This window comes from Prosthecobacter sp. Pr1, from assembly GCF_057652315.1.
This window is the reverse complement of record NZ_JBYFBS010000003.1, coordinates 226078-249110: the sequence shown is the minus strand read 5'-3', so window position 1 is coordinate 249110 and position 23033 is coordinate 226078. Positions and strand designations below refer to the sequence as shown.

At 59.1% G+C, this 23033-nt stretch carries 22 protein-coding genes and 1 tRNA gene; 11 read left to right on the top strand and 12 right to left on the bottom strand.

All coding sequences use genetic code 11. The features are described 5' to 3' along the window. Nucleotides 1-145 precede the first annotated feature (145 nt). Nucleotides 146-1495, bottom strand: coding sequence for a trigger factor (gene tig / locus AC24GY_RS06390; protein ID WP_487681278.1), 1350 nt, complete (start codon nucleotides 1493-1495; stop codon nucleotides 146-148). Between the two features lie 254 nt (nucleotides 1496-1749). On the opposite strand from tig, the gene AC24GY_RS06385 reads away from it, so the two are divergent. After that, nucleotides 1750-2133, top strand: a complete 384-nt coding sequence (locus AC24GY_RS06385; protein ID WP_487681276.1) for a hypothetical protein — start codon at nucleotides 1750-1752, stop codon at nucleotides 2131-2133. Between the two features lie 6 nt (nucleotides 2134-2139). Here the strand turns inward: AC24GY_RS06385 and AC24GY_RS06380 are convergent, their stop codons facing one another. Continuing rightward, a complete protein-coding gene (locus AC24GY_RS06380) occupies nucleotides 2140-2436 on the bottom strand; it encodes a Smr/MutS family protein (protein ID WP_487681274.1) in 297 nt (98 codons plus the stop codon). Nucleotides 2437-2623: 187 nt separating this feature from the next. Between AC24GY_RS06380 and AC24GY_RS06375 the strand changes: the two genes are divergently transcribed. After that, the gene (locus AC24GY_RS06375; protein WP_422317609.1) at nucleotides 2624-4402 is read left to right on the top strand and encodes a SulP family inorganic anion transporter; all 1779 of its coding nucleotides are present in this window, start codon (nucleotides 2624-2626) and stop codon (nucleotides 4400-4402) included. Nucleotides 4403-4419: 17 nt separating this feature from the next. Then, the gene (locus AC24GY_RS06370; RefSeq protein WP_487681272.1) at nucleotides 4420-5520 is read left to right on the top strand and encodes a site-2 protease family protein; all 1101 of its coding nucleotides are present in this window, start codon (nucleotides 4420-4422) and stop codon (nucleotides 5518-5520) included. Here the strand turns inward: AC24GY_RS06370 and AC24GY_RS06365 are convergent. From AC24GY_RS06365 to AC24GY_RS06340, 6 genes are read right to left on the bottom strand one after another with little or no spacing between them, the layout of a single operon-like run. Then, the gene (locus AC24GY_RS06365; RefSeq protein ID WP_487681271.1) at nucleotides 5517-6578 is read right to left on the bottom strand and encodes an HD domain-containing protein; all 1062 of its coding nucleotides are present in this window, start codon (nucleotides 6576-6578) and stop codon (nucleotides 5517-5519) included. The two genes, AC24GY_RS06370 and AC24GY_RS06365, sit on opposite strands and share 4 nt — an antisense overlap. An 8-nt stretch (nucleotides 6579-6586) precedes the next feature. After that, complete coding sequence (locus AC24GY_RS06360; RefSeq protein ID WP_487681269.1) at nucleotides 6587-6892, bottom strand: PLD nuclease N-terminal domain-containing protein; 306 nt, start codon at nucleotides 6890-6892, stop codon at nucleotides 6587-6589. A 52-nt stretch (nucleotides 6893-6944) separates the two neighbouring features. Next, nucleotides 6945-8363, bottom strand: coding sequence for a TonB-dependent receptor (locus AC24GY_RS06355; protein ID WP_422317602.1), 1419 nt, complete (start codon nucleotides 8361-8363; stop codon nucleotides 6945-6947). Next, on the bottom strand, nucleotides 8360-9307 hold the full coding sequence (locus tag AC24GY_RS06350; RefSeq protein WP_487681267.1) for an SAM-dependent methyltransferase: 948 nt from the start codon (nucleotides 9305-9307) through the stop codon (nucleotides 8360-8362). Before AC24GY_RS06350 ends, AC24GY_RS06355 begins: the two co-directional genes overlap by 4 nt. A gap of 16 nt (nucleotides 9308-9323) precedes the next feature. Continuing rightward, nucleotides 9324-10574 (bottom strand): valine--pyruvate transaminase, encoded by a 1251-nt coding sequence (locus AC24GY_RS06345; protein WP_487681265.1) that lies wholly within the window; start codon nucleotides 10572-10574, stop codon nucleotides 9324-9326. Next, complete coding sequence (locus AC24GY_RS06340) at nucleotides 10574-11029, bottom strand: DUF2452 domain-containing protein (RefSeq protein ID WP_487681263.1); 456 nt, start codon at nucleotides 11027-11029, stop codon at nucleotides 10574-10576. The genes AC24GY_RS06345 and AC24GY_RS06340 overlap by 1 nt, the downstream gene beginning before the upstream one ends. Nucleotides 11030-11104: 75 nt before the next feature. Here AC24GY_RS06340 and AC24GY_RS06335 point away from each other — a divergent pair, with 75 nt between their 5' ends. Then, nucleotides 11105-11662, top strand: coding sequence for a hypothetical protein (locus AC24GY_RS06335; RefSeq protein WP_422317594.1), 558 nt, complete (start codon nucleotides 11105-11107; stop codon nucleotides 11660-11662). 142 nt (nucleotides 11663-11804) lie between these two features. On the opposite strand, the gene ppdK is transcribed toward AC24GY_RS06335, so the two are convergent. Continuing rightward, nucleotides 11805-14753, bottom strand: a complete 2949-nt coding sequence (gene ppdK / locus AC24GY_RS06330) for a pyruvate, phosphate dikinase (RefSeq protein WP_487681261.1) — start codon at nucleotides 14751-14753, stop codon at nucleotides 11805-11807. Nucleotides 14754-15068: 315 nt separating this feature from the next. Here ppdK and AC24GY_RS06325 point away from each other — a divergent pair, with 315 nt between their 5' ends. After that, nucleotides 15069-15731, top strand: a complete 663-nt coding sequence (locus AC24GY_RS06325) for a type II secretion system protein (protein WP_487681259.1) — start codon at nucleotides 15069-15071, stop codon at nucleotides 15729-15731. Between the two features lie 64 nt (nucleotides 15732-15795). On the opposite strand, the gene AC24GY_RS06320 is transcribed toward AC24GY_RS06325, so the two are convergent. Further along, nucleotides 15796-16296, bottom strand: coding sequence for an NADH-quinone oxidoreductase subunit NuoE family protein (locus AC24GY_RS06320; RefSeq protein WP_487681257.1), 501 nt, complete (start codon nucleotides 16294-16296; stop codon nucleotides 15796-15798). A 36-nt stretch (nucleotides 16297-16332) separates the two neighbouring features. Then, on the bottom strand, nucleotides 16333-17592 hold the full coding sequence (nuoD, locus tag AC24GY_RS06315; RefSeq protein WP_422317586.1) for an NADH dehydrogenase (quinone) subunit D: 1260 nt from the start codon (nucleotides 17590-17592) through the stop codon (nucleotides 16333-16335). A 207-nt stretch (nucleotides 17593-17799) separates the two neighbouring features. Between nuoD and AC24GY_RS06310 the strand changes: the two genes are divergently transcribed. Beyond that, the gene (locus AC24GY_RS06310) at nucleotides 17800-18537 is read left to right on the top strand and encodes a hypothetical protein (RefSeq protein ID WP_487681255.1); all 738 of its coding nucleotides are present in this window, start codon (nucleotides 17800-17802) and stop codon (nucleotides 18535-18537) included. A gap of 7 nt (nucleotides 18538-18544) precedes the next feature. Here AC24GY_RS06310 and AC24GY_RS06305 read toward each other — a convergent pair whose 3' ends face one another. Continuing rightward, entirely contained in the window at nucleotides 18545-18841 is a 297-nt protein-coding gene (locus tag AC24GY_RS06305) for a hypothetical protein (protein ID WP_487681253.1), read from the bottom strand. Nucleotides 18842-18875: 34 nt separating this feature from the next. Here AC24GY_RS06305 and AC24GY_RS06300 point away from each other — a divergent pair, with 34 nt between their 5' ends. The 5 genes from AC24GY_RS06300 (at nucleotide 18876) to AC24GY_RS06280 (ending at nucleotide 23033) form a co-directional block, all read left to right on the top strand. Beyond that, nucleotides 18876-19814 (top strand): CPBP family glutamic-type intramembrane protease, encoded by a 939-nt coding sequence (locus tag AC24GY_RS06300; RefSeq protein ID WP_487681251.1) that lies wholly within the window; start codon nucleotides 18876-18878, stop codon nucleotides 19812-19814. 50 nt (nucleotides 19815-19864) lie between these two features. After that, a tRNA-Leu gene (locus AC24GY_RS06295) sits at nucleotides 19865-19946 on the top strand. Nucleotides 19947-20026: 80 nt separating this feature from the next. After that, a complete protein-coding gene (locus tag AC24GY_RS06290; RefSeq protein WP_487681249.1) occupies nucleotides 20027-20467 on the top strand; it encodes a hypothetical protein in 441 nt (146 codons plus the stop codon). Nucleotides 20468-20576: 109 nt separating this feature from the next. Continuing rightward, entirely contained in the window at nucleotides 20577-21836 is a 1260-nt protein-coding gene (locus AC24GY_RS06285) for a TolC family protein (RefSeq protein ID WP_487681247.1), read from the top strand. A 30-nt stretch (nucleotides 21837-21866) separates the two neighbouring features. Further along, on the top strand, nucleotides 21867-23033 hold the full coding sequence (locus tag AC24GY_RS06280) for an efflux RND transporter periplasmic adaptor subunit (protein ID WP_487681245.1): 1167 nt from the start codon (nucleotides 21867-21869) through the stop codon (nucleotides 23031-23033).

Genomic DNA, 23033 nt, shown 5'->3' with positions numbered 1-23033 from the left:
ATGCGGGCTTTGGCATGCAATGCAAACCTTGCGGCTGGGATTACACCAAGCCCGCAGCCGCAAAATGCGAAGGCCGGCGAAAATTCGCCGGCCTCCAGCCTGATTTAACTCAGGAACTTTTCAACCCAAGAGCCAGGCTCCGCGATCACTTGCTGTGCGTGTCGCAGTGTTCCGGCTCGGGCTCGGTTTCTTCGACGATGGCCTTGGACTTGAGGAACTCCATGGCTTCCTGCAGGAGCAGGTCGCTGCGGACGTTGTCGATGAGGCCGTTTTTCTGAGCCTCGGCCATGAACTTCTTGGCGGGGGTCTTCTGACGCTCAGCGATCTGTGCGAGGGCCATGGCGATCTTCTGGCCGGGAACTTCGAGGGCTTCCTTCTTGGCGATCTGCTCAAGGATGAAGCTGACTTTGACGTTCTGGCGTGCCTGATTGGTGGCGCTGTTGAGGATTTCGTCCTGCTGCTTGATCAATTCTTCTTCGCCGATGCCCTGCTGCATGGCGCGCTGGGCGATTTCGTTGGTGCGGCGCTGGGCTTCGCGGTTCACGACTTCCTGAGGAAGTTCGAACTCCACCTTTTCAAAGAGGTGGGCGATGACCTGATTGGACTTCGCGGCATCACGGGCCTGTTCACGGCGGCGGCGGATGGCGTCGCGCACTTCATTGCGCAGGGTTTCGAGGGTCATTTCCTCACCGGCGATCTTTTTGATGAACTCTTCGGTGAGTTCCGGCACGGCCTTGTTCTTAACGCCGTGGCATTTAACGTTCAGGGCAATAGTCTTGCCGCGCAGGGCTTCGAAGTTGAAGTCGTCCGCCAGGGTGATGTTGAGCGTGCGCTCGTCATCTTTGGCGATGCCGACGAGGCCTGCGTAGAAGCCGGGGAGAAAATCGTCTTCGTCGGCGAGGAGGAACCAGTTTTCCTTCATCTCCTTGAGATGGGAGGGGGCATCTGGCATGGCTTCGGCGATGGGCTGGCCGTCGAGGCTGCCGGTGACGCTGAGAACGACGACATCACCCACGGCGGCGACACGGTCCACGTCTTCGTAGGTGGCCTGGTTTTCGCGGAGGTGGAGGAGATCGTGGTCCACATCAGCGTCGGTGACTTCGATGCGGGGGAGCTTGACCGGGATGCCGGTGTACTCGGGCAGCTCAAACTTCGGCGCGAGGCTCATCTCGATGGTGAAGCTGAAGCTCTTGTCTGTGTCGTGATACATTTTGTCGTTCACGGCGAGGACGTTGAGGAGTTCGAGGCCTTCGCTCTTCACGGCCTGGCGCAGGCCTTCGCTGATGAGCTTCTTCTCGAGTTCGTCCTTCACTTCGTTTTCGTAGCGCTTGGCGACGATGCTCTTCGGCGTTTTGCCGGGGCGATAGCCGGGCATGCGAACCATGCCGGCGAAGTAGGTGATGATCTCGTCACGTTCTTTGCCGACCTGGTCGGAAGGAACGCGGACGTGGGCGACGGCGCGGCAGTTGGGCTGATGTTCGACGTTGATGTTCATGAGAAAGAGGTTAGGGGGCGAAGTGTTTTCCATCCCAACAACCGGGCGGTGGGGAACCGCGTCCGGGCCGGAGGGGCGCGCATGATAGACAGTTTGACGGTTTTGACAAACAGAGAACGACATCCCCGATTTTAGCCATCATGCGTATTTTTCAGAGATTTGAGGTCTGGCTGCTGCTTATCGTAGGCGGAATCGCCATTTGGTGGTCCTTTCAAACGGCCCCAAACCCCGCTGAAAACAGTTCTGGAGCCGAAATGAGCGCCGATTCCCCCCTGCAGCTGCGCCGCAGCACGCTGGAACGGGATTTTGGCAATGCCCGGCTGGATTTGGAGGTGCGCTACAAGAATTCCAGCCCCCGGCCGCTCTCCATGCAGGCGCCGGACGTGCGTTTGATCAATAGCGCAGGCAAAGAGGTGCCCCCCTTTATTCTGCCTGTGGAACGCCCGCCGAGCATCGAAGCCCAGAGCACGGGCGACGTCCGCCTGCGATTCTGGCTGGAAAAAACCGATCTCACTGGCCCCCTGACGCTGGAAATCCGCGGGCAGAAGATGGAAGTCAAAAACGGTAAGGCGCTGGATTTGGAAAAGTTGGAAAACGCCAAGCCGAAGGTGTGGACGAGTACCAACTGGGCTCCCTGACGAGCTTCAGGCCCGCAAAATGACCCAGGTGGCGCCCCAAGAGCCGCTGGTTTCATCGGCAGGCCAGATGAACTGGTGAACTTCGGGCAGTTTCGCGAGCAATTGATGGACGCCGCTTCGAAGGGTGCCGCTGCCTTTGCCATGGATGATGCGAACGCGGAGGATGCCACGCTTGCGGCATTCGGCGAAATATTCAGGCAGCAGGCTGCCGATTTCATTGGGCCGGAAGGTGTGCAGGTCGAGCTCTGGACCGATGGGATGCTCCACCACATCGGGGATGGGTTCGTCGGCATCTGCGGGCATGGTTAAAGGTGATTCGATAGAACCTTGAGTCCAGTGGCAATCGTATAAGCACAAAGCTTGTGATCTGTGCTGAGGCGTTTAGCATGGGCCAAGCGTTTCCAAGGAGTTTCTTTTGCCCTCCCATCTACAAGCCTGGTTCCAGCAACTGCGTGAATTCGCAAGTCGGGGCCGAACATGGCTGCAGACCATGGCCGCAGCCAGCGAGCTGGACCCGTTTCCGCTCAGGCAGATGCTGAAGGGCTACAACAAAGAAATGTTCAAGGCGGACTCCAGGAGCGGGCTGGACGGTGCGCTGCTGGCCATCCCGCAAGGCATGGCGTTTGCCGTGGTGGCAGGGCTGCCGCTGGCCTATGGCATCACGTGTTCCGCCGTGGCCTGTGTGGTTGGCGCGCTGCTGATGAGCTCACGGCATTCCATCTATGGGCCGACGAATGCCACGGCCTTCATGGTGTCGTCCTATTTCGCCGCGTTTCCCAACCTGAATCAAATGGCCTCGATGCCGATGCTGGTGTTCCTCGTGGGTGCGCTGCTGATCTTCGGCGCGTATTTCCGCGTGGCGGACATGGCGCGGTTCATCAGCCGGGCGGTGGTGGTGGCATATCTTACAGGCGCCGCATTGCAGATGTTTGCACATCAGCTCCCGGTGGTGCTGGGGCAGCAGATCTCCGAGCCTTCCGGGAAACCGGTGGCTCGAACACTGGTCTCCGATGTGCATGATGTGCTGGGCAATCTCGGGGGCATTCACTGGCCGAGTGCACTGATCTGCGCTCTGGCTATAGGCTGCTACTACGGCCTCAAACGTTTCGGCAAACGCTTCCCGGCCCTGACGCTGACGCTCATCCTGATGTCTCTCATCGCCGTGATGATGAACAAAGCCGGGCTGCAGGTGGCCACGTATTCCGATTTGTCCTTCACCTGGCGCACGCTGCTGCCGCCGTTTCCGGACTTCACCAGTGGAAATGCCTCGGCGCAGTTCAGCCAGCTCTTTGGGCTGGCGCTTTCGCTCGCGTTTGTGGCGATGATGGAAAACTCCGCGATGGCGCGCACGCTGGCCAGCCGATCGGGGCACAACGTCGATGCCAATCAGGACATGCTGAGCCTGGGCGCGGCGAATCTGGCCTGCGCCTACCTCAGCGGCATGCCTGCATCCCATTCACTGACGCGTTCGCTGGCAGCGTATGAGAGCGGGGCGGTGACGCCAGTCTCCGCGATTGTCAGTGGCGTGGTATGTCTGGTGGCGGCGCTGACGATCGGCCCGCTGGTGGCGTTCATCCCCAAGGCTGCGCTGGGGGCGATGGTGATCTGCGTGGCCGTGGCGCTCATCAACAAGCGGCAGATCCAGATTTCCCTGCGAGCCACGGGGGCGGATGCGGCGGTGTTTATCACAACTTTCGTGGCCACGCTGATGGTGCCTCTGCATGTGGCGATCTTCACTGGTGTGGGCATTTCGATCATTCTCTATCTGCACAAAGCCAGCCAGCCCTCGCTGGTGGAGTACGTTTTCAATGAGGAAGGCAATCTGGCCGAAGCGCACCAGGGCGGGCGCCAGCATCCGGCCATCTCCATCGTGCATGTGGAGGGCGATTTGTTTTTTGCGTCGGCCGACCTGTTCCGCACGCAAATCCAGGGCTCCTGCACTGACCCGAATCTGCGGATTGTCATCCTGCGGCTGAAGAATGCACGCCACCTCGATGCCACCTGCGCCATGGCCATCGAAGAACTGGTGCGAACGCTGCGTGCCGACGGGCGGGACCTGATCGTCAGCGGTGTGTCGAAAGATCTGTACCGCGTGCTGAAAGGTGCGGGCATGGTGGAGGTGATCGGCAAGGACAATCTCTTCCCGGCCAGTCCGTCCAATCCCAATCTTTCCACCCGGAATGCTTTGCGCCGTGCGCAGGAGATTCTAGGCATCAAAGACGCTGATGTGCGTATCTACTACGACCCTTCGAAATCCCCCAAGCTCTAGTTTTGACTTCCCCCTCTATGAAATGGTCCTTTCGCCTCTTCACCTTTGCCGGCACTGAGGTTCGTGTTCATGTCACCTTCCTGCTGCTGCTGCTGTTTGTCGCCAGCCAGAGCTTTTTAAGCGGACAGGGGCTTCCTGCAGCGCTGGAGTCGACCCTGTTCATCACCGCCATGTTTGCGTGCGTGGTGCTGCATGAATTTGGCCACGTCACGGCTGCACGGGGCTACGGCATCCGCACGCCGGACATCACGCTGCTGCCCATCGGCGGCGTGGCGCGGCTGGAGCGCATGCCGCGCAAACCTTCGCAGGAGCTGGTGGTGGCCATCAGCGGCCCGCTGGTCAATGTGATCATCGCAGCGGCTATTTGGCTGGGCCTTGGCATCAACACGGCGTTCCATCCCGGCTACGATTTTCTGCAATCAGGCCATTTTTTCCAGAAGCTCATGATGTGGAACATCCTCATGGTCGTGTTCAACCTGATCCCCGCCTTTCCCATGGACGGCGGCCGGGTGCTGCGCGCCTTGTTTGCCATGTTCATGGAGTACGGTGTTGCAACACGACGGGCGGCTTCGATCGGGCAGGGCATTGCGATGATGGTGGCCATCTACATGCTGCTGAACCACACGTTTCAACCCATGCTGCTGCTCATCTGCTTCTTCATCTTCATGGCCGCAGGGCAGGAGGCAGCCATGGTAACCCAGCAGGAGGCCACGCGGAATCTGCGCGTGCGTGATGCCATGCTCACGGATTTCCGCAGCCTGCCACCAGAGGCCACTCTGCGCGATGGAGTCGAGCTGCTGCTCGCGGGTGCACAGCAGGACTTTCCTGTGCTGGACGCCCATGGCGGCATCCAGGGCATGCTGACGCGACATGATCTGATCTCGGCTCTCGCGGAAAAGGGCCCGGGGCAGCCGGTGGTGGATGTGATGCGCCCCTGCCCTGAATCGACTCAGTCAACCATTGACCTCACTCAGGCGCTGGAAACCTTGAACTCCAGCAATTGCCCGGCCCTGCCGGTCCTTGATCCCATCAGCGGTGAACTCATCGGCCTGCTCACCACGGAAAACGTGGGTGAGACCCTCATGGTACGCGCAGCACTGATGAAACTGCGCGCCTAAGAAGCTGCGCTCTCCGCCGGCGGCAGATGCACGGCGGGCAGCGGTGCGACGATGTTCACCGGCCATGGGGAAAATTTCTCGAAGATGCCGGGCGCGAGTTCTTTGCTGCTGGCATAGCCGCGACGGAACATTTCGAGCTTGGCGTCGATGTTATCGACGTGATGCAGCGCCACGGCCTCAGGCGTCTTTGGCAGTACGGGGGAGCCGAATTCAAGGCTGCCATGATGGGCCGCGATGAGATGCAGCAGATGCAGACGCACGATTTCCGAAGCGGGCTCCAAGGAGGTCCATTCCACCGCGGCAGGATCTTCCAGCAGATCCCGCCACAGCTTGTTCACCAGTTCTAGTCCCAGCGGAATGTGGCCGAGCATTTCGGCGGTGAGATTGTAGGGCATGGTGAAGCCGGACTCGGCATAGACATTCTCCCAGAGTTTGCCGCAGTCGTGAAACAAGACGCCCGCGATCATGAGGTCGCGGTTCAACTGCGGATAGAGGCCCGCCAGCGCCACCGCGCAGCGCATCATCTGCGCGACATGCTCCACCAGACCGCCACGGCGGGCATGATGGTTCTTTCGTGCCGCGCCGGTGCGGCGGAAGCGTTCGCCGTGGCGTTCAAGAAACACCCGGCAGAGCTTTGCAAGACGTGGGTCACGCAAGGATTCGACGAAGGCGATGATGTCTGCGTAATCGACCGACTGGCGCGCTGAAAGATCGGGATCTCCGAGAAGCAGTGTACTGGCTTCGTCTTCGGCGAGCATGCGCATCTGCACCTGCCGTGGTTCGAGACCGTATTTGCCCTCCACCCACTGTCCCGCGAGCTGGATGAAAGCATTGCGCCCCAGTTTGGACGCATCTTGGAAGAGCGGATTGTTGTCAAAAACTCGCCAGATGAATGAATCGGCGGCATCGACGAGCTTCACCTCGAAGAACGGGCTGCCAGAGCTGGTGGCTTTTTCGATGCGTGATTCGACCTGCAGGTGCAAGCGGTAGGGCTGCGGTGTTGGATTCGCGACCTGCCGCAGCTGGGTGATCGTGATGAGGTCGAGGTCGTCTGGCATTTGATCGCTCATGGGGCGGAGTCTTTGGTGTGGCCGGGATTGTTTTGCCAGGGAGTGCCGGTGGTGTCTGAAAGCGGGGGGCGGCTTTGGGATGCGTGACCGGTTGGAAGTTTGTCTTCTTCGCTGATGAGGAAAAACAACAGAATGCCGATGACTGGTGCGAAAGTGATGACCAAGAACCAGAGGATGCGCTCATGGGTCCCAAAGCGTCTGCGGTTGAGCAGGTAGGCGAGAGTCACCCAGTAAATCAGGATATAAACGACCCAGACTGCGATCCAGAGCGGTTCTGTGCTGGTGAATTTGAAGTCCGGCATGAAGCCGCGAATTCAAGCGGTTGCGCCCAGAAAAGCAATAGGTATGCCGGTGTTATATAACTGGCTGCCCGATCTCACGCCACGGCCCCTGCTTAAGAACGATGTCTGGCACGAGGGACTGCCAGTTGCCATCCCGTGCGTGGATCATGTTGCGCACTTCGGCGCTGGTGTGAAAGAGGAAGTCCTGATTTGGCTCCTCCAGCGCCCGCACGCTCTGGGTTTCAATCAGGTAGCGGAGCAGATGCCTTTGCTCAGGAGTGACGCGAACGTCGTTCAACCCGAGAATCTGGCCGTTCATGGGGTTGCCCATGGGATAGACATAGACACGGACCTGATTTTTGAAGAGCCGCCCAAAGGCTTCGAGCAGGCCGCCTTCGAGATCGGTGCACCAGCGTTCGTTGAACAGCTCCTGGAACAAAGGCAGGCCAAGCACGATGCCAATGGGGCACTGTGTGTGGCGCGCAAGGTAGCTGCTGACACGGTGGAACTCCGGGTATGTCGAGATGAGCACGTTTTTGCCAAGTGCCTGGAGGACATCTGCACGCGCGAGGAATTCGCTGTCCGGCACCTCGGCACCACTGGCGAGGAGATTGTGCATGGTGATTTCAAGAATCTCGATGTTGTTGCGGGCGGCCTCACCGAAATCTGCCTGAAACGCGGCCTGTCCACGCTCGATCATGTCGAGGTTGAGCTTGGTGATGGGATCAAAGCTGCCGCGCTTGAGGAAGACCGGCTTTTTGTAAAGCACATCGGAAGCCTGCCAGATTTCGCCATCGGCCCCGAACAGTGCGGCGTCAGCCAGACCGAGGCGGACGAGTTTCAATGCCACGAGACGGTCCTGGAACTCCGAGGCTGCAAAAGCAGGGCCGGTAAAGTCGATCATGTCGATTTCCACACGCTTGCGGCTGAGATCATCGAGCAGGCTTTGAAGGAAAGTGGAGAGATCATCCCGCAAATGGAAAGCGGCGTAGATGAAATTGACGCCGAGTTTGCCGAGGGCATCCGACTGCCGCGCATTGGAGTCGTCCAAGAGACGCACATGCATCTGGATTTCGCTGCTGGGACCGCCGGGATCTGTCTGAAAGCGCAGGCCGATCCAGCCGTGGCATTCCTCCTTGGTGTCGCGGTAGGAACGAGCGCGCACAGTGTCTGCCAGCGTGAAGAAGGTGGTGGTGGCGCCCCGCTTGGCATTCAGCCGCTGAATGAGCATGGGATATTCATGCTCCAGCATGTCGCACATGCGCTGGCGCGAGACGTAGCGGGAGCATTTGCCGTAAATCTCGTCGCTGATGGTCATGTCATAAGCCGACATGGTCTTGGCCACGGTGCCAGATGCGCCGCCGGCGCGGAAAAACCAATTGGCGACTTCCTGTCCGGCTCCGATTTCAGCAAAGGTGCCGTAGATGGTGTGCGCGAGATTGATCTTGAGCGCTTTTTCAAGTGTGCCGGGGCGGTCGTTAACAGAATTCATGTGGGGTGATTTGATGATGCGCATGGCTGACGGCGATGCACGAAGCATTTGAAGGCAGTTCCGGCTCCATCGGCATCGGTGAGCGCGGCTGGTGCAGGTGCAGAGTGTGAATGCAGAAATACGGCCAAGGTCTGGCGCGAAGCCTCTGTGAGGCCCAGTTCAAGCAGCCAGGCGGCGTAGTCGGTAAAATTGATGTCGGCAGTGATGTCCTGGCGGCCAGGATTGGCATAGATGTCGGCTCCGGTGAGTCTTTGGTGCAGGAGATAAGCACGCAGCGTGCCGTGTGGCCGCCGATGGTAAAGCCGGGGAAATTCGTCGCCGTAGTCGATGGTGAGCATGGCGCCGCCTTTCCAATGCGGTGTCCATCGGTGCAGCCAGTCGCGCACACTGGGGTGGAGCTCGCAGCGCTGGCGGTCGGCAAAGGTGGTGTGACGCAGGGCGCTGTAATGGGCGGAGTCGAGAGCGTGTGAGTGAAGCTCTTCCGGCACCCAGACTTCGAGCCAGCGCTGCTCGGCGGCGTTCCATTGCACGAGGGTGGCGGGGAAGGCGTCGAGGAGTTCGTTGTGGTAGATGAGCGCGTGGCCTTGCGCAGCAACGAGTGCGGATTCGAGATTTTGATGCCATGTCACCTTGGTGCCCAGCTTCTTTTGCTGCTCCTGCCGCAGCACCGGGGAGGTCTCGACGATGTGAAACGTGAAGCGACGGCGCGCCCACCAGCCGAGCGCCTTGTGCACCGCATGCATGAGCGATCCATCGCCTGCGCCGACCTCGATGATGTGATGCACCTGCGGCGGCAAGCGGGATTCGGCCTTGAGCCAGTCGGCTACGGCGTGACCCAACGCTGGAGAGAGAGTGGCAGAAGTGGAGAAGTCGCCGCGTGCGCCGACGGTCTTGATGTGGCGGGTGTAGTAGCCGCGTTCGGGATCGAACAGGGCACGCGCCATGAAGGCTGAAAAGGGCTCAGAAACTGCGGATGATTTCATCAGCGATGATTTCCAAGCCTTCGCGCACGATGTGCTCCGGCTGCGAGTAGGTGAGCCGCAGGCATTCGTGTGGATGACGCCACTCCTTCTCCAGACCGAAAGCGAAGTAATGCCCCGGGATGACGAGCACTTTGCGCTCTTTGAGCCGGCGATACAATTCTGCTGCAGGGATGGGCAGTCCATTGACCCAGAGCCAGAGGAAGAAAGCCCCTTCCTGAGCATGCAGAGCCCACGGGACGCGATCTCCCAACGCGGATGCGAGCACGGATTTGGCGAAGTCGGAGCGTTCGCGGTAGAAGGGGCGAATGACCGAAGGGCCGAGTTTGACGAGGGTATCGTCTTTGAGCAGCGGCATGAGGAGCGCCTGGCCGAGATTGCCATTCGCCAGCGAGACAATGGCGTTCATGTTTGAGAGCGCCTTCACGATGTGAGGATCGGCAACGATCATGGCGGTGCGCACTCCGGGCAGGCCGACTTTGCTCATGCTGATGCTGAAGATCATGCCCGGCTGCCACTGGGGCTGGAAGCCGTTGTGAATGACGCCGGGAAAGGGATGGCCGTAGGCGTTGTCGATGATGAGAGGGATGCCGTTCGCATCCGCCAGTGCGTGCAGGCTTTCGAACTCGTTTTGCGTGAGCACGTTGCCCGTGGGATTCGTGGGGCACGAGACACACATCGCGGCGATGTCGGGTGTGATGCGCAGCTGATCGAAATCGACGTGGTATTTGATCTCGTGCGGGGCGGTTTCGACAATGCGGGGGAGACAAGCGGTGAACTGGCCGGGGGAGAGCGCCTGATTGGCATAGCCGATGTATTCAGGCAGCAGCGGGAAGAGGATGCGGCGCTTGGTGGTGCCGGTCTGACCGGCGAGAAGATTGAAGAGCAGGAAGAATGCGGACTGCGAACTCGGCATGACCGCGATGTTTTCGTGGGTCACGTTCCAGCCGCATTCACGCTGGAGAAAGGCGGCGAAGGCTTCGCGGAAGAGCGGATTGCCACCGGGGGGATCGTAGTTGAGCAAGGTGCGGTCGATGCTGCCATCGTCGAGCATGGCGTGCATGCGAGCGCGCCAGAGCTGCTGCACCTCGGGAATGGCCGCAGGCTGGCCGCCGCCGAGCATGCGCATGTCCGGATGGGTGGTGAGCGCGGCTCCGCAATCATCCATGAGTTCCTGGATGCCGCTGGGGCCCGCTAGGCGCTGGCCGATGTCTGAGAAGGTGGGTTGCATCAAGAGGCGACCGAGGTCTGCACCCAGTCGCGAATGCTGAAATCTGGCGCAGCTTTTTCAATCTGCCAGCGGCCATCCGCATTCAGTCTGACACTGCCGAGCCAGCGCTGATGCCACTCTTCGGGAGAAATCATGCTGAGCTGGTGCCTGCCCGAGACTTCGTAGAGGTGGTAGACCTCGCCACAGACGGGTTCAAAACCGAAGCTGCTTTCGTAGATAAGCTTGTTCCAGTTGAACGCGTCGATGACCTCCATGTAGCGCTCCTGGATTTCCACCATCTCCTGCTGGAGGACGCGCTCGACCCGGGAGACTCCGCGGGATTTGAAGTTGGTAAGATCCTGGGGGATGATTTTGGCAGCCAGGCGTGAAGCCGGATACGGCAGGTAGTTGCCGCGGGGTTCGGGGGCTTGCAGAGCAGCGTCGATGGGGTCCAAAACAGGGGCGTTTTCTGTCATAAGATGGGCTGCGGGGGTGCGGTATGCAACGGCGCTTTGATTTGAAATGCCGCTGCGGGGGGCTTAGAATGAACTATGAATAACGTCTCGAAACTCCTCCAGGCCGCAGTGCTCTCTGGTCTTCTGGCTTCATGCGCCAGCAGAACGATGGACAGCATCCCCACATTGGCAGATCTGAATGCCTACGAAAAAGTGGTCCGCGCCAGATATCAGGTCATGTACGATGAACTTGAGAAAAAGCGCGCCAGCGGTGCACTGAGCAAGGCTGACTATGCGGAAGAAAAGCACCGGCTGGATTCCAAGGTCGCTGAGAACGTCAACAACGCGGCATGGAACAAACACTACCTTGCGGAATCAGAGCGCAAATCCGACGGGGTTCCGACTCCTGACCAGCCCGTGGCTTTGAATTCAGTCCAAGTCACTCAGGGAGGCAACTCCTTCTACAGCCCATCCTACCAGAATTATGGGGCCGTTACAGGCATGGGAGGTTCCGCAGGCATGGGCAGCATGCGAGCTGCCAATGAACAGCTCAGCCAATCCAAAAGCATCCGCAATGATGCCATGTCGGCCGGGGGAACCTATCTTTCTGCGCCGCCTCCCGGCTCCGTTTACGACCAAGACGTGAAGCGTTAAGAACAGACACACGTTCATTTCTGGACCGAGATCGCGACAAAGGCCATCGCATTCAAAGATAAAGCCCTGTGAGGAGTGATCCCCACAGGGCTTTTGGCGGCGGATTGCTCCGCCACATTGACCTCCCTAGGAGGCCAATGCGTTACTTCTTCTTCGCAGCCTTCTTAGCGGCCTTCTTTGCGACTTTGACGGCTTTCTTTGCGGGCGCCTTTTTGGCGGCTTTCTTTGCAGCTTTCTTAGCCATGGTGTTTATCCTCTGTTTGTTGTTGGTTGCGTTGTTGTTTTGTTTTGCCACGGACGCGCTTTTGGCACCTCCACGGACACTTTTTCCTGCGGCGGCCGGAGCGGCGGCGCGCTTTTCTTCGATCGCGGCCTGCGCTGCGGCAAGGCGTGCGACTGGGACCCGGAAAGGACTGCAACTCACATACGTGAGGCCTGCACGATGGCAGAATTTGACGCTCTCAGGATCGCCGCCGTGTTCACCGCAGATGCCCAGCTTGATGTCGGGCTTGGTCTTGCGGCCTTTTTCGATGGCGATATTGATGAGCTGGCCAACACCGGTTTGATCCAGCGTGGCAAAGGGGTTCTTCTTGAAGATTTCGTTCTCCGTGTAAGGCATCAGGAAGCTGCCCATGTCATCACGGCTGATGCCAAGCGCAGTCTGCGTGAGGTCATTGGTGCCGAAGCTGAAGAACTGTGCGGTCTCGGCGATTTCATCAGCCGTGAGAGCTCCACGCGGCACCTCAATCATGGTGCCGACAAGATAGTCGAGCTTAATTTTTTTCTCAGCCATCACTTCTTTTGCTACCTTATGCACGATTTCGACCTGCAGGTCGAGTTCTTTCTTGAAGCCGACGAGCGGAATCATCACCTCAGGTTTCACCTTGATCTTCAGCTTCGCCACATCTGCGGCGGCTTCAAAGATGGCGCGAGCCTGCATCTCGGTGATCTCAGGATAGGCGATGCCGAGACGGCAGCCGCGATGTCCGAGCATCGGATTGAACTCATGCAGAGCAGCAACACGTGCGGTGACTTTCTCAACCGACACGCCCATTTTCTTGGCGAGTTCAGCCTGAGCTTTTTCTTCGTGCGGCACGAATTCGTGAAGCGGAGGATCAAGCAGACGGATGGTGGCAGGAAGACCTTTGAGGGCCTTGAAGATGCCGGTGAAGTCATCACGCTGATAAGGCAGCAGTTTGGCGAGCGCCTTTTTGCGGTCAGCCACGTTGTCAGCCAGAATCATTTCACGCACGGCGTCGATGCGGTCACCTTCAAAGAACATGTGTTCGGTGCGGGTGAGACCGATGCCCTGAGCACCGAAAGCGATGGCGTTCTGCGTCTGCTCCGGATTGTCGGCGTTGGTGCGGACCTGCATGCGAGTGGCCTTGGAGCACCAGATCATGAGCTGCTGGAAGCTCTTGAATTTTTCGGTGCCTTGGGCGGCCTTGTCGCCGCTGATCATGCCAGTGATGATTTCGGAAGGAGCGGTCTTCAGCTCGCCACCGTAAACGATGCCACTGGTGCCGTCGATGGAGAGGTAATCCCCTTCATTGAAGGTCACACCTGCGACAGAAACCGTCTTCTTGTCGTAATCGATTTCCAGAGCGGCGGCACCGCAGATGCAAACCTTGCCCATCTGACGGGCGACGAGAGCGGCGTGGGATGAAACACCACCACGTGCAGTCAGAATGCCTTCGGCAGCGATCATGCCGCGAAGATCTTCCGGGCTGGTTTCGTTGCGGACGAGGAGCACCTTCTCACCTTTTGCTTCGGCGATGACGGCGCGGTCGGCGTTGAGGTAGATCTTGCCAGATGCGGCACCCGGGCCTGCAGGAAGACCGGAAGCGATGGCCTTGGCCCTCTTCACGTCAGCGACGTCAAAGATCGGAGCAAGGAGCTGTTCGAGCTGATCGGCAGGATTACGCAGCACGGCGGTTTCCCAGTCGATGAGCTTTTCCTTCACCATGTCGATGGAGAACTTCAGAGCGGCGGCGGCGGTGCGTTTGCCATTGCGGGTCTGCAGCATGAACAGCTTGCCTTCCTGAATGGTGAACTCGATGTCCTGTACGTCCTTGAAATGCTTTTCAAGCTTCTGGCGGACCAGGAGCAGTTCGGCGTAGGACTTCGGCATTTCCTTCTTGAGCTGGATCACCGGCTCAGGAGTGCGCACGCCGGCGACGACGTCTTCGCCCTGGGCATTGATGAGGAACTCACCGTAGAATTCGTTGGTGCCGTTCGCAGGATTGCGGGTGAAGGCCACGCCGGATCCAGAAGTCGGACCGGTGTTGCCGAAGACCATGGCCTGCACGTTCACGGCAGTGCCCCACTCGGCAGGGATGTTGTACTTGCGGCGATAAACGATGGCGCGGTCATTCATCCAGCTGCCGAAGACGGCGCCGGCAGCACCACGCAGCTGATCCCATGGATCGGAAGGGAACACCTTGCCGGTGCGCTCTTTGACGAGAGCCTTGAAACGCTTCACCAGTTCCTTCTGGTCATCGGCGGTCAGATCGCTGTCGATGATGTCCTTGCCGTAGGTTTCGTGTTTGAACTTTTCGATGGCCATTTCAAACGGCTCATGGTCTTCACCTTCGAGCTTCTGCACGCCGAGAACGACGTCACCATACATTTGAACGAAACGGCGGTAGCAGTCCCAGGCGAAGCGTTCGTTGTTCGTGGCGGCAACCAGGGAGAGAACGGTTTGATCGTTCAGACCAAGGTTGAGGATCGTGTCCATCATGCCGGGCATGGAGTCACGTGCACCGGAACGCACGGCAACGAGAAGCGGGAAGCCTTTGGCGTCACCGAACTTGTAGCCCATGATTTTTTCCATGCCCTTGACGGCAGCTTCCATCTGCGACTGCAAAGAGGCAGGGTAGGTTCTCTTGTTTTCGTAGAAGTATGTGCAGACTTCTGTGCTGATGGTGAACCCGGGAGGAACGGGAAGGCCGATGCGGCTCATCTCTGCGAGATTGGCGCCCTTGCCGCCCAACAATGCTTTCATGGAACCATCACCGTCTGATTTTCCTGGTCCGAAAAAGTAAACGTACTTCTTTTTGTCTGCGCTGCCCTTGGATGCTGTCTTTGCCATATGAGATATTTCGAATCGTCTGATGCGATTCGTGGTTGTGTGTGTGTTCAGTGGGGTTTGAAGCGCGGATTTAAATCGTTGCAGTATATGATGCAAGCATTAGTTGACAATCAAAGCTCCCGGTGAAGGCGGCGCATCAAGGGTCACAAGGGTCGTGGTTCACCTTGTCAGCACCCGTCGAAGTTGGCGCTTGTTCATGACAAGTATTGACGTGGCAACGCAAAAACGATTAAATACTTCAGTCGGAACGACGACTGTTTTTTTCGAACCCCTTTCGTTCCTGGTACACGCCCAACACAAACCCAACCGAAGATCATGAAACTCAAACCTCGTTCCAACTTTTCCACACGACCGGGCTTTACGCTCATCGAACTGCTGGTGGTGATCACCATCATCGCCGTCCTTGCAGGTCTGGTCATCTCACAGGCCAACAAGCTGATGGCGGATGGGAGAAAGTTGCAGGTGCAGGTGGTCCTCAAAGACATGCGTAGCGCCATCACGAGCTATCAGGTTGATTACAACCGCTGGCCGGTGAATCCCAGCCTGCTCAGCGCGGCAGCCTCCGGAATGGACATTCAGGCTTTGCCGACAGATGAGAACAGCGGCATCGTCGGTGCGCTCACAACGCTGACATCAGCCTCTGCCTCAGGTGGCGGCGGCGGAGCAGTCAACCTGAACCCCAAGGGCATCAAATTCATCGACCTGCCGATTGCCAGGAATGGCAAGTTTGGCCTGGTCAACGCACAGCCTCCCTACAAGTTGGTCGATCTCTGGGGCACCGTCTATTACGTGCTGCTTGATACCAATGGTGATCTTCAGGTGGCCAATCCAGATTTGACCAACTCGGATCCCAAGATCTCTGCGAACACCATCAGCCCTCCGCCGCAGAAGCTCCCCTTGGAAGTCGCCATTTACAGCTGGGGCCAGGACTTGAAGGCACAAACGCAGGATGACGTTGTGTCCTGGCGTTCCAAGTAAGAAACCGACATCAGTCACACCTCAAGAGGCGCAGCGGCAAACCCTGCGCTTTTTTGTGCCTTGATCAGACGCGCTGAGCGAGCAGTTCACCCGCCTTGGCGGGATCGACTTTCTCATAGAAGTCGTCCTCGATCATGCAGACCGGACCAAAACCGCAGCTTGCCAGACACTCGGCAAATTCAATGCTGTACTTGCCATCGGCGCTGGCCGCGATGGGATGATGATGATCCGTGTGGGAGCGGTCGATGTTGCCGGCTTTGCAAAGCGCGTCCATCAGCTCGTAGCTTCCTGCCATGGCGCATGAGAGCGTGCGGCACACGCGGATGTGGTACTTGCCGGGAGCGGTTTGGCGGAAGCCCGGATAGAAGGTGACGACTTCGAGCACCTGAATCGGCTCCAGAGAGAGCTTGGCGGCCACCCAGTTCACAGCCTCTTCGCTGATGAAGCGGAAGTGCTCCTGCACGAGATGCAGCAGGGGCAAGACGGCGCTGCGTTTTGAAACGGGGTAATGCGAGATCGCCTCGTCCATGCGTTTTTCCAATTCGGCTGGAACTTCAAAGGCCATGCGGGGGAGTGTCTCGGATGAAATGGTTAGGATGAATCAGCGGTCACATTCGCCCATGACGAAGTCCAGGCTGCCAAGCACTGCAGGAATGTCGCTGAGCATGTGGCCGGGGATCAGCTTGGAGATGATGCTGAGATTGAGGAAAGAGGGGGCGCGGATTTTCAAGCGGTGCGGGACACCGCCGCCGGTGCTGTTGATGTAGAAGCCGAGCTCTCCCTTGGGATTTTCGGCGGCGAAATAAACTTCTCCCGCAGGAGCATCAATGCCCTGGGTGGAAATGATGAAGTGGTGGATGAGCTCCTCCATCTTCATCAGCACTTTTTCCTTCTTTGGCAGCAGCCCTTTGGCGTCGGCCACATTGATGGGGCCTTCCGGCAGAGTCGCGAACACCTGCCGGAGGATGCGCACGCTCTGGCGCATCTCTTCCATGCGCACCAGATAACGATCATAGCAGTCGCCCTTGGTGCCGACTGGCACGTCGAACTCGTACTTGTCGTAATCGAGGTAAGGATGCGCCTTGCGAAGGTCATGTTCGACACCTGAACCGCGCAGGTTTGGGCCTGTGAGACCGTAACCGATGGCGTCTTCTTTGGAGATGATCCCGATGTCCTGCGTGCGGTCGATGAAGATGCGATTGCGCGAGAGCAGCTTGTCGATCTCATCGATGACAGGCTCCAACTGATCGAGGAAGGTTTTCACGGCACCGACAAAGCCATTGGGCAGATCGCGGATCTGGCCACCCACGCGGGTGTAGCTGGTGGTGAAGCGCGCGCCGGTGAGCTGCTCGCACAGATTGTAGATCTTTTCGCGCTCGGTGAAGGTGTAGAGGAACACGGTCATGGCACCGACATCCATGGCAAACACCCCGACTCCGAGCATGTGGGCGGAAATGCGGGCCAGTTCGCAGCAGATCACGCGGATCGCGCGGCCACGCTCAGGGACTTCCCAGCCCATGAGCTTTTCCACAGCGAGGGCATAGGCGACGTTGTTCGCCAGCGGTGCCAGGTAGTCCAGCCGGTCCGTGTAGGGCACGAACTGGTTGTAGTGCATGTTCTCGGCGATTTTTTCGTCGCCACGATGCAGAAAGCCCACATCGGGATCGCACTTGGTGATGATTTCGCCGTCGAGTTCCAGAATCAGCCGCAACACACCGTGGGTGGCCGGATGGCTGGGCCCCATGTTGAGCACCAGTTTCTCTCCGACGATGTCCGTCGTGGCTTCTTCCACAGCTTCGAGCTGCCGGGCCGCTTTGGCGGCGGTATCCGGGGCCTCGTATTCTCGGGTGACAGTGGGCATGAAAAGCAGGGGGCTGGTAGCGTGCGTGAGGGGTATCTATCTACGCTGCCCAAAGAGCGGCAAGGCGATTTTGTGAAAAATTTCACAAGCGCGCTCAAACCAGCCTCAAAAAACCCTCTCCAGCCCGTTTATTATAGGGTCAAGGACCGAGGGCTGCCACGCCGGAAGTTGCCCTCAGGCCCGGTCTGGGACAGACTGAGGCCGGACATGCGATACGCTCCACGCCTCAATCGACACCTGCTTTTCCCGGTTTTTGCTGCGGTGTGGCTAGCCATGGCAGGATGGGGAGTGGCCCAGACTGAGCCACCTGCAGACGGTATTCGCGATGAGACCCGCGCCCTCACCGCTGAAGGCCACCGGGTGCTCGCCGAGGAGCTCAAACAGTTTTCCCAGAATTTGAAATGCGATGCGTGGATCCAGGCCACCAGTTTCATGCCTGCCGGGCTCACCGTCCGCAGAAAGGCCCAGATCACGAGACGTGAATGGAGCGGGACGCGGCCTGCCGTGCTGATGGCCTACGACCGTGCCAGCAACAGCAACGCGATTTCTTTTTCTCCAGATTTTTGGGAACGCTACCCGGCGGCCGATCTCGTCGAGATCATCCAGGAGGCTCGCCGCATCCAGGCCGACACCAAACTCACGCTCGAAGAAAGGCTCATCCAGGCCACGCGCTACTGGATGGACCGGCTGCGCAGCATGGAAACCGTGCGGCTGAAACAGTCGCTCTGGCTGCAACGGGGTGAAAAACCGTTCGCGCTGGGAGTTCCAATCTTTCTGGCTTGTGGGGGTGTCCTCCTGGCCTTGCTCGGGATTGTTTCACGGCGGCGCAGCGCACGCGCAGGCCGTCGTTTTCTTTTCCCCGAGGTGCAGGTGGGCATGCGTTTTGGCGCGGCCTACGGCGGAGGAGTGACATCCGAGATCAAAACGAATGCCGGGGCCCAATGACGGGGCGTCAGTCGTCCTCTGTCTTCGGCTCGTCTTCCTCGATCTTGATCCCCATGTCCTCCAGCTTCTTGTCCAGATCGACGACGTACTTCCAAGGGAGCTTTTTGCGCTGATACTTGCGGAAGAGCAGATCGCGCAGCTCCAGCCAGCGCTCCGGCGGTGGATTTTCCAAGGGCATCCACGCCTCGCCATCGGGATGGGCATAGCGAAACAGCCATTCGCGCGAGTTCCAGTACGCGCGGATGTATTGTTTGCGACCGTCTTCGAGACGCTCATGCCATTCGTGGATTTGGTTTTTGGTCATTTGAGAGCACGCAGAATGCGCTAGTATCGCTCCCATGCAAGCCGCCAGCCCCGGCAGTTCCCCTGCCCTGCCGAAACTCCTGCTCTATCTTCTCGCTGTCATGCTTGGCGGGGCGCTGCTGTCCGCGCCTTTGTTTCACCTTGGCAAAGCCGCCCATGGCTGGCTTTCCACTTCATCCCTGCATGACGCCGGGCTGGTGAAGTGGCTGCTCTCAGAAATCGAGCGGGCGCAGTTCACGCGCTACTTCAACCGCGCCGTGCTTGTCTGCGCCATCGCCTTCATCTGGCCCTTCATGCGCTGGGTGCGGCTGGAACGCACGCTGCTGCCTGCCTGGCGTCCGTTCAACACGGGGCTCAAACAATGGGCCGTCGGCTTTGTTCTGGCCTCGGGTCTGCTGCTCGCGCTCGGGTTCTTTTTCCTCGAGATGGGCGCCTACCAACTGCGCCCCGACCCGCGCTGGTGGAAACTGGGGGAACCCATCACCGCCGCACTCGGCGCGGGCATCGTGGAGGAGTTTTTCTTCCGTGGTCTGCTGCTGGGCCTGCTGCTGCGCACCATGAAGGAGACGAAAGCCCTGCTCTCACTCACTTTCGTCTTCGCTTTGGTACATTTTCTCAAACCCCCGGAAGGCTGGCAGATCAGTGATGCCGCCGTCACCTGGAGCAGTGGATTCCTCGTGCTCCGACAAATCGCCGTCGGCTTTGGGGATGTGCACTTTCTCCTCGCTGAATTTGCCACGCTCTTCGCCGTCGGCTGGGTGCTGGCCAAAGCGCGCATGCAAACGGGGGCGTTGTGGGCCGGCATCGGCCTGCATGGTGGCTGGGTCTTTGGCCTGAAATACTTCAGCGCCCTGACCACCTATTCCGGCAGCTGGCTGCCTTGGATCGGAGCCAATTTGAAGGTGGGGCTCATGCCGCTGTGCACTGTCCTGGCCACCGGCTGGATCGCCTGCCGTCTGCTGCGCACGCGATAATTCATTTGCAGCATGGGTGTCCGCACGGATCATGCCGCATGCAACTCCATGCCGGAGTGGCGGAATTGGTAGACGCGCCAGACTTAGGATCTGGTTGGGAAACTAGTGCAGGTTCGAGTCCTGTCTCCGGCACTTGCGATGGGGGCTGCGCTGTGGCGCTGGCAAAAAATCACATTGAACAAAGCCGACCCAGCCCGCATCTTATCTCCGCCATGGCATTCCTTCCCAAGCGCATTCTAGCCACTCTGGCCGTTCTGGTCGTGGGGTGCGCGCAGGTGTTTGGGATGCAGCGCGGGTTTGTTTGTGACCATCAGGGAATCAGGGTGGAGACAACTGCGGAGCACTGCCATCACGAAGCCGAGGCCGGGTATGTTTCCTGCGCTGAGGATGTACATGAAGAGGATGGTGAGCATGAGGGCACGGACCATCATGCGCCATTGACGGTGGATTTGCAGGCCGGCACCGCTGGCCTGACGGCGGTTTCCATCCCGGCTTTTGTAGCCGTCTTGGTGGCGGAGATTCCAATGCATGAGTGGGTGCTGATTGAAGGACTCACGGTGAATGAAATGATGAAGACGCCCCTGGAGACTGGGGGCGAGAGTCCGCCGCCTGCGGCTTTGCAGGTGGCACGTTGCGTGGTGATTTTGGTTTGAGAGAAGTGTGCGCCGCCGTCCACGACTGACGGCTGAGGCGCTTGTGTTTTTCCCCTGGTCCAGGGCATGGCGTGGCCATGCCTGCAAATCTCAAACCATCACGCTTTCCATGTTTCGCTCTTCTCTTTTGTGTATCTCCTTGATGCTGGCAGCCGCCGCCACGGCCCCTGCCCTGACGCTTTCGCTTGCCGAGATTGGCCCGCAGGTGCGCACTTCGCACCCCACTCTCAAAGCCGCGCGGCTCGCGGTGGAGGAGGCGAGGGGCCGTCAGCTCGGCTCCGGCAGGCTTTCGAATCCGACATTTGGCTACGCTCTTCAAAATCAAAGCAAGGTGAGCCCGCAAACCGGGGTGTTTTCCATCGATCAGGCGTTTCCCATCACCCGCAGGCTGAGCCTGGAAAAGAAACTCAGTTCGCAGATGGTGGGAGCTGCGGAGCTAGAGGTGCGGGACGCGGAACGGCGCCTGATCGCGGAGGCACAGAGCCTTGCCGTGCAATTGATGTCGCTCACCCAGCAGCGTGTGTTGCGAAAGCAGCAAACGGCACTGGCCACGAAGCTTTCTGAGTTTGTGCGCGGGCGTGCAAAAGTCGGGGAGATTTCCGCTCTGGATGCCGCCCAGGCCCAAGTGGATGCGCAGCGACTGCTGCTGGAGACGCGGAAACTGGAAACGACCAGCATCAGCCTGATGGGCCAGCTCAAACCCATGCTGGGTCTAGCACCTGAAGAGCCACTGACTCTCTCGGGCGATCTGCCGAGTATGGTCGTTCCTGGCATGGGTGCGGGCTGGATGCAGCGGGCGGACTACCAGCTGGCCCAGACCAAGATCGCCGCAGCCACGACAGACCAGCAACTCGCCAAGGCGCGGCGTTTGCCGGATGTGAAAGCGGGGTTGTTTGCCTCGCGGGAAATGCAGGATGTGACGCCGACCTACCGCCAGTACACGGGCTACTATGGATTCAGTATTTCCATCCCGCTGCCGTTCTGGAATCGCAATCAGGGAGAGATCGCCGAGAAGGCCGCGAGTGCGGAGCGTGCATTGCTGGAAAGAGAAGCGCTGGGCAAACAGATCATCAGCGAAGCCGAAACGGCCCGCCTCGAAATGCAGGCCAATGCCGACCTGGCGCATGAAACGCGGGACAAACTGCTGCCGCTGGTCATTGAGCAGACGGACAAGCTGGAAAAAGCCTATGAGCAGGGGCAGACCAATCTGCTGACCATCCTGCGGGCGCGTGAGCAACGCCTGCAACTGGAGGCCGCTGCGCTGGATGCCGTGCGGGATTTCCATATGGCGCGCATCCGATATGAAGCGGCCACGGGCAAGCACGCGCCTGCGGGTGCAGCCACCTCATCCACACCAGCTAAACGCTGACCTGCCCAATCCAATTCTGACCTAACTTTTATGATACGTTCCTTTTCCCGACTGATCCTCTGCCTCACGGTGGCAGGCATGGCGCATGCCGAAGGCGACTCCAAACGTGCGGCCAACACGGTGGTGCTGGATGAAACCGGTGTGAAGAATCTCCGCATCGAAACCGTGGAGGTGGAGGAGACGGACTTTGAGGCCACGATCTTTTCCCTGGGCCGCATCGAGGCCATCCCGAGCAAGGTGGCGGCCGTGAGCACTCGTATTTCAGGGCGCATTGTGGAGCTGAAGGTCGCCCCGGGGGACACGGTGAAGAAGGATGACGAGGTGGCGAAGATCGAGAGCCGCATGCCGGGTGATCCACCACCGGTCATCCCACTGAAAGCTCCGCTGGCTGGTCTGGTAACGCGTGTCGATGCGAGGCTGGGAGATCCGCTGGATCCGGAGAAGGCGCTGCTGGAAATCACGGATCTGAGTGAGGTGTATGCCGTGGCGCGTGTGCCGGAACATCAGGCGGGACGCATGAAGCCGGGCACGGAGGCTCATATCAAAGTGGCGGCCCTGCCCAATGAGAAATTCAAAGGCGAACTGCTGCGCTTTGGGACGAGTGCAGACAAGGAGAGCGGCACCATTGATGCGATCTTCCGCCTGACGAATCCGGGCGGGCTGCTGCGAGCGGGGATGCGCGCGGAATTCTCCATCGTGATGAGCAAGCGCAGCAATGTGGTGAGCGTGCCGCGTGCGGCGCTGCAGGGCGAATCGAGCAACCGCTTTGTCTATGTGAAGGACTTCGATCTGCCGAATGCTTTTGTGAAAACACAGGTGCAGGTGGGCGAGATCAACGACCGCTTTGTGGAGATCACCAGCGGCCTGCTGCCTGCGGATGAAGTGGTGACGCGCGGTGCATATTCCCTGTCCTTTGCCGGAGCCAGCAGCGTCTCGCTCAAAGAGGCGCTGGATGCGGCGCACGGCCATGAGCATGCGGAAGACGGCTCCGAGCTGACTCCAGAGAAGAAGGCCGCGATGGAGGGGAAAAAAGGCGGAGCGGCGCATGAGCATGAGGAGGAAGGCTCCAGCCCGATGTGGATGTATGCCTCCATCGTACTTTTTGTGCTGCTGCTGATCTCGCTCTTTTCCAAAAAGCGCGGGCCTGCCGATGAGGATGCCGCTGCTGCGAAACCCACTGAGAAGGAGGCGCAGTAG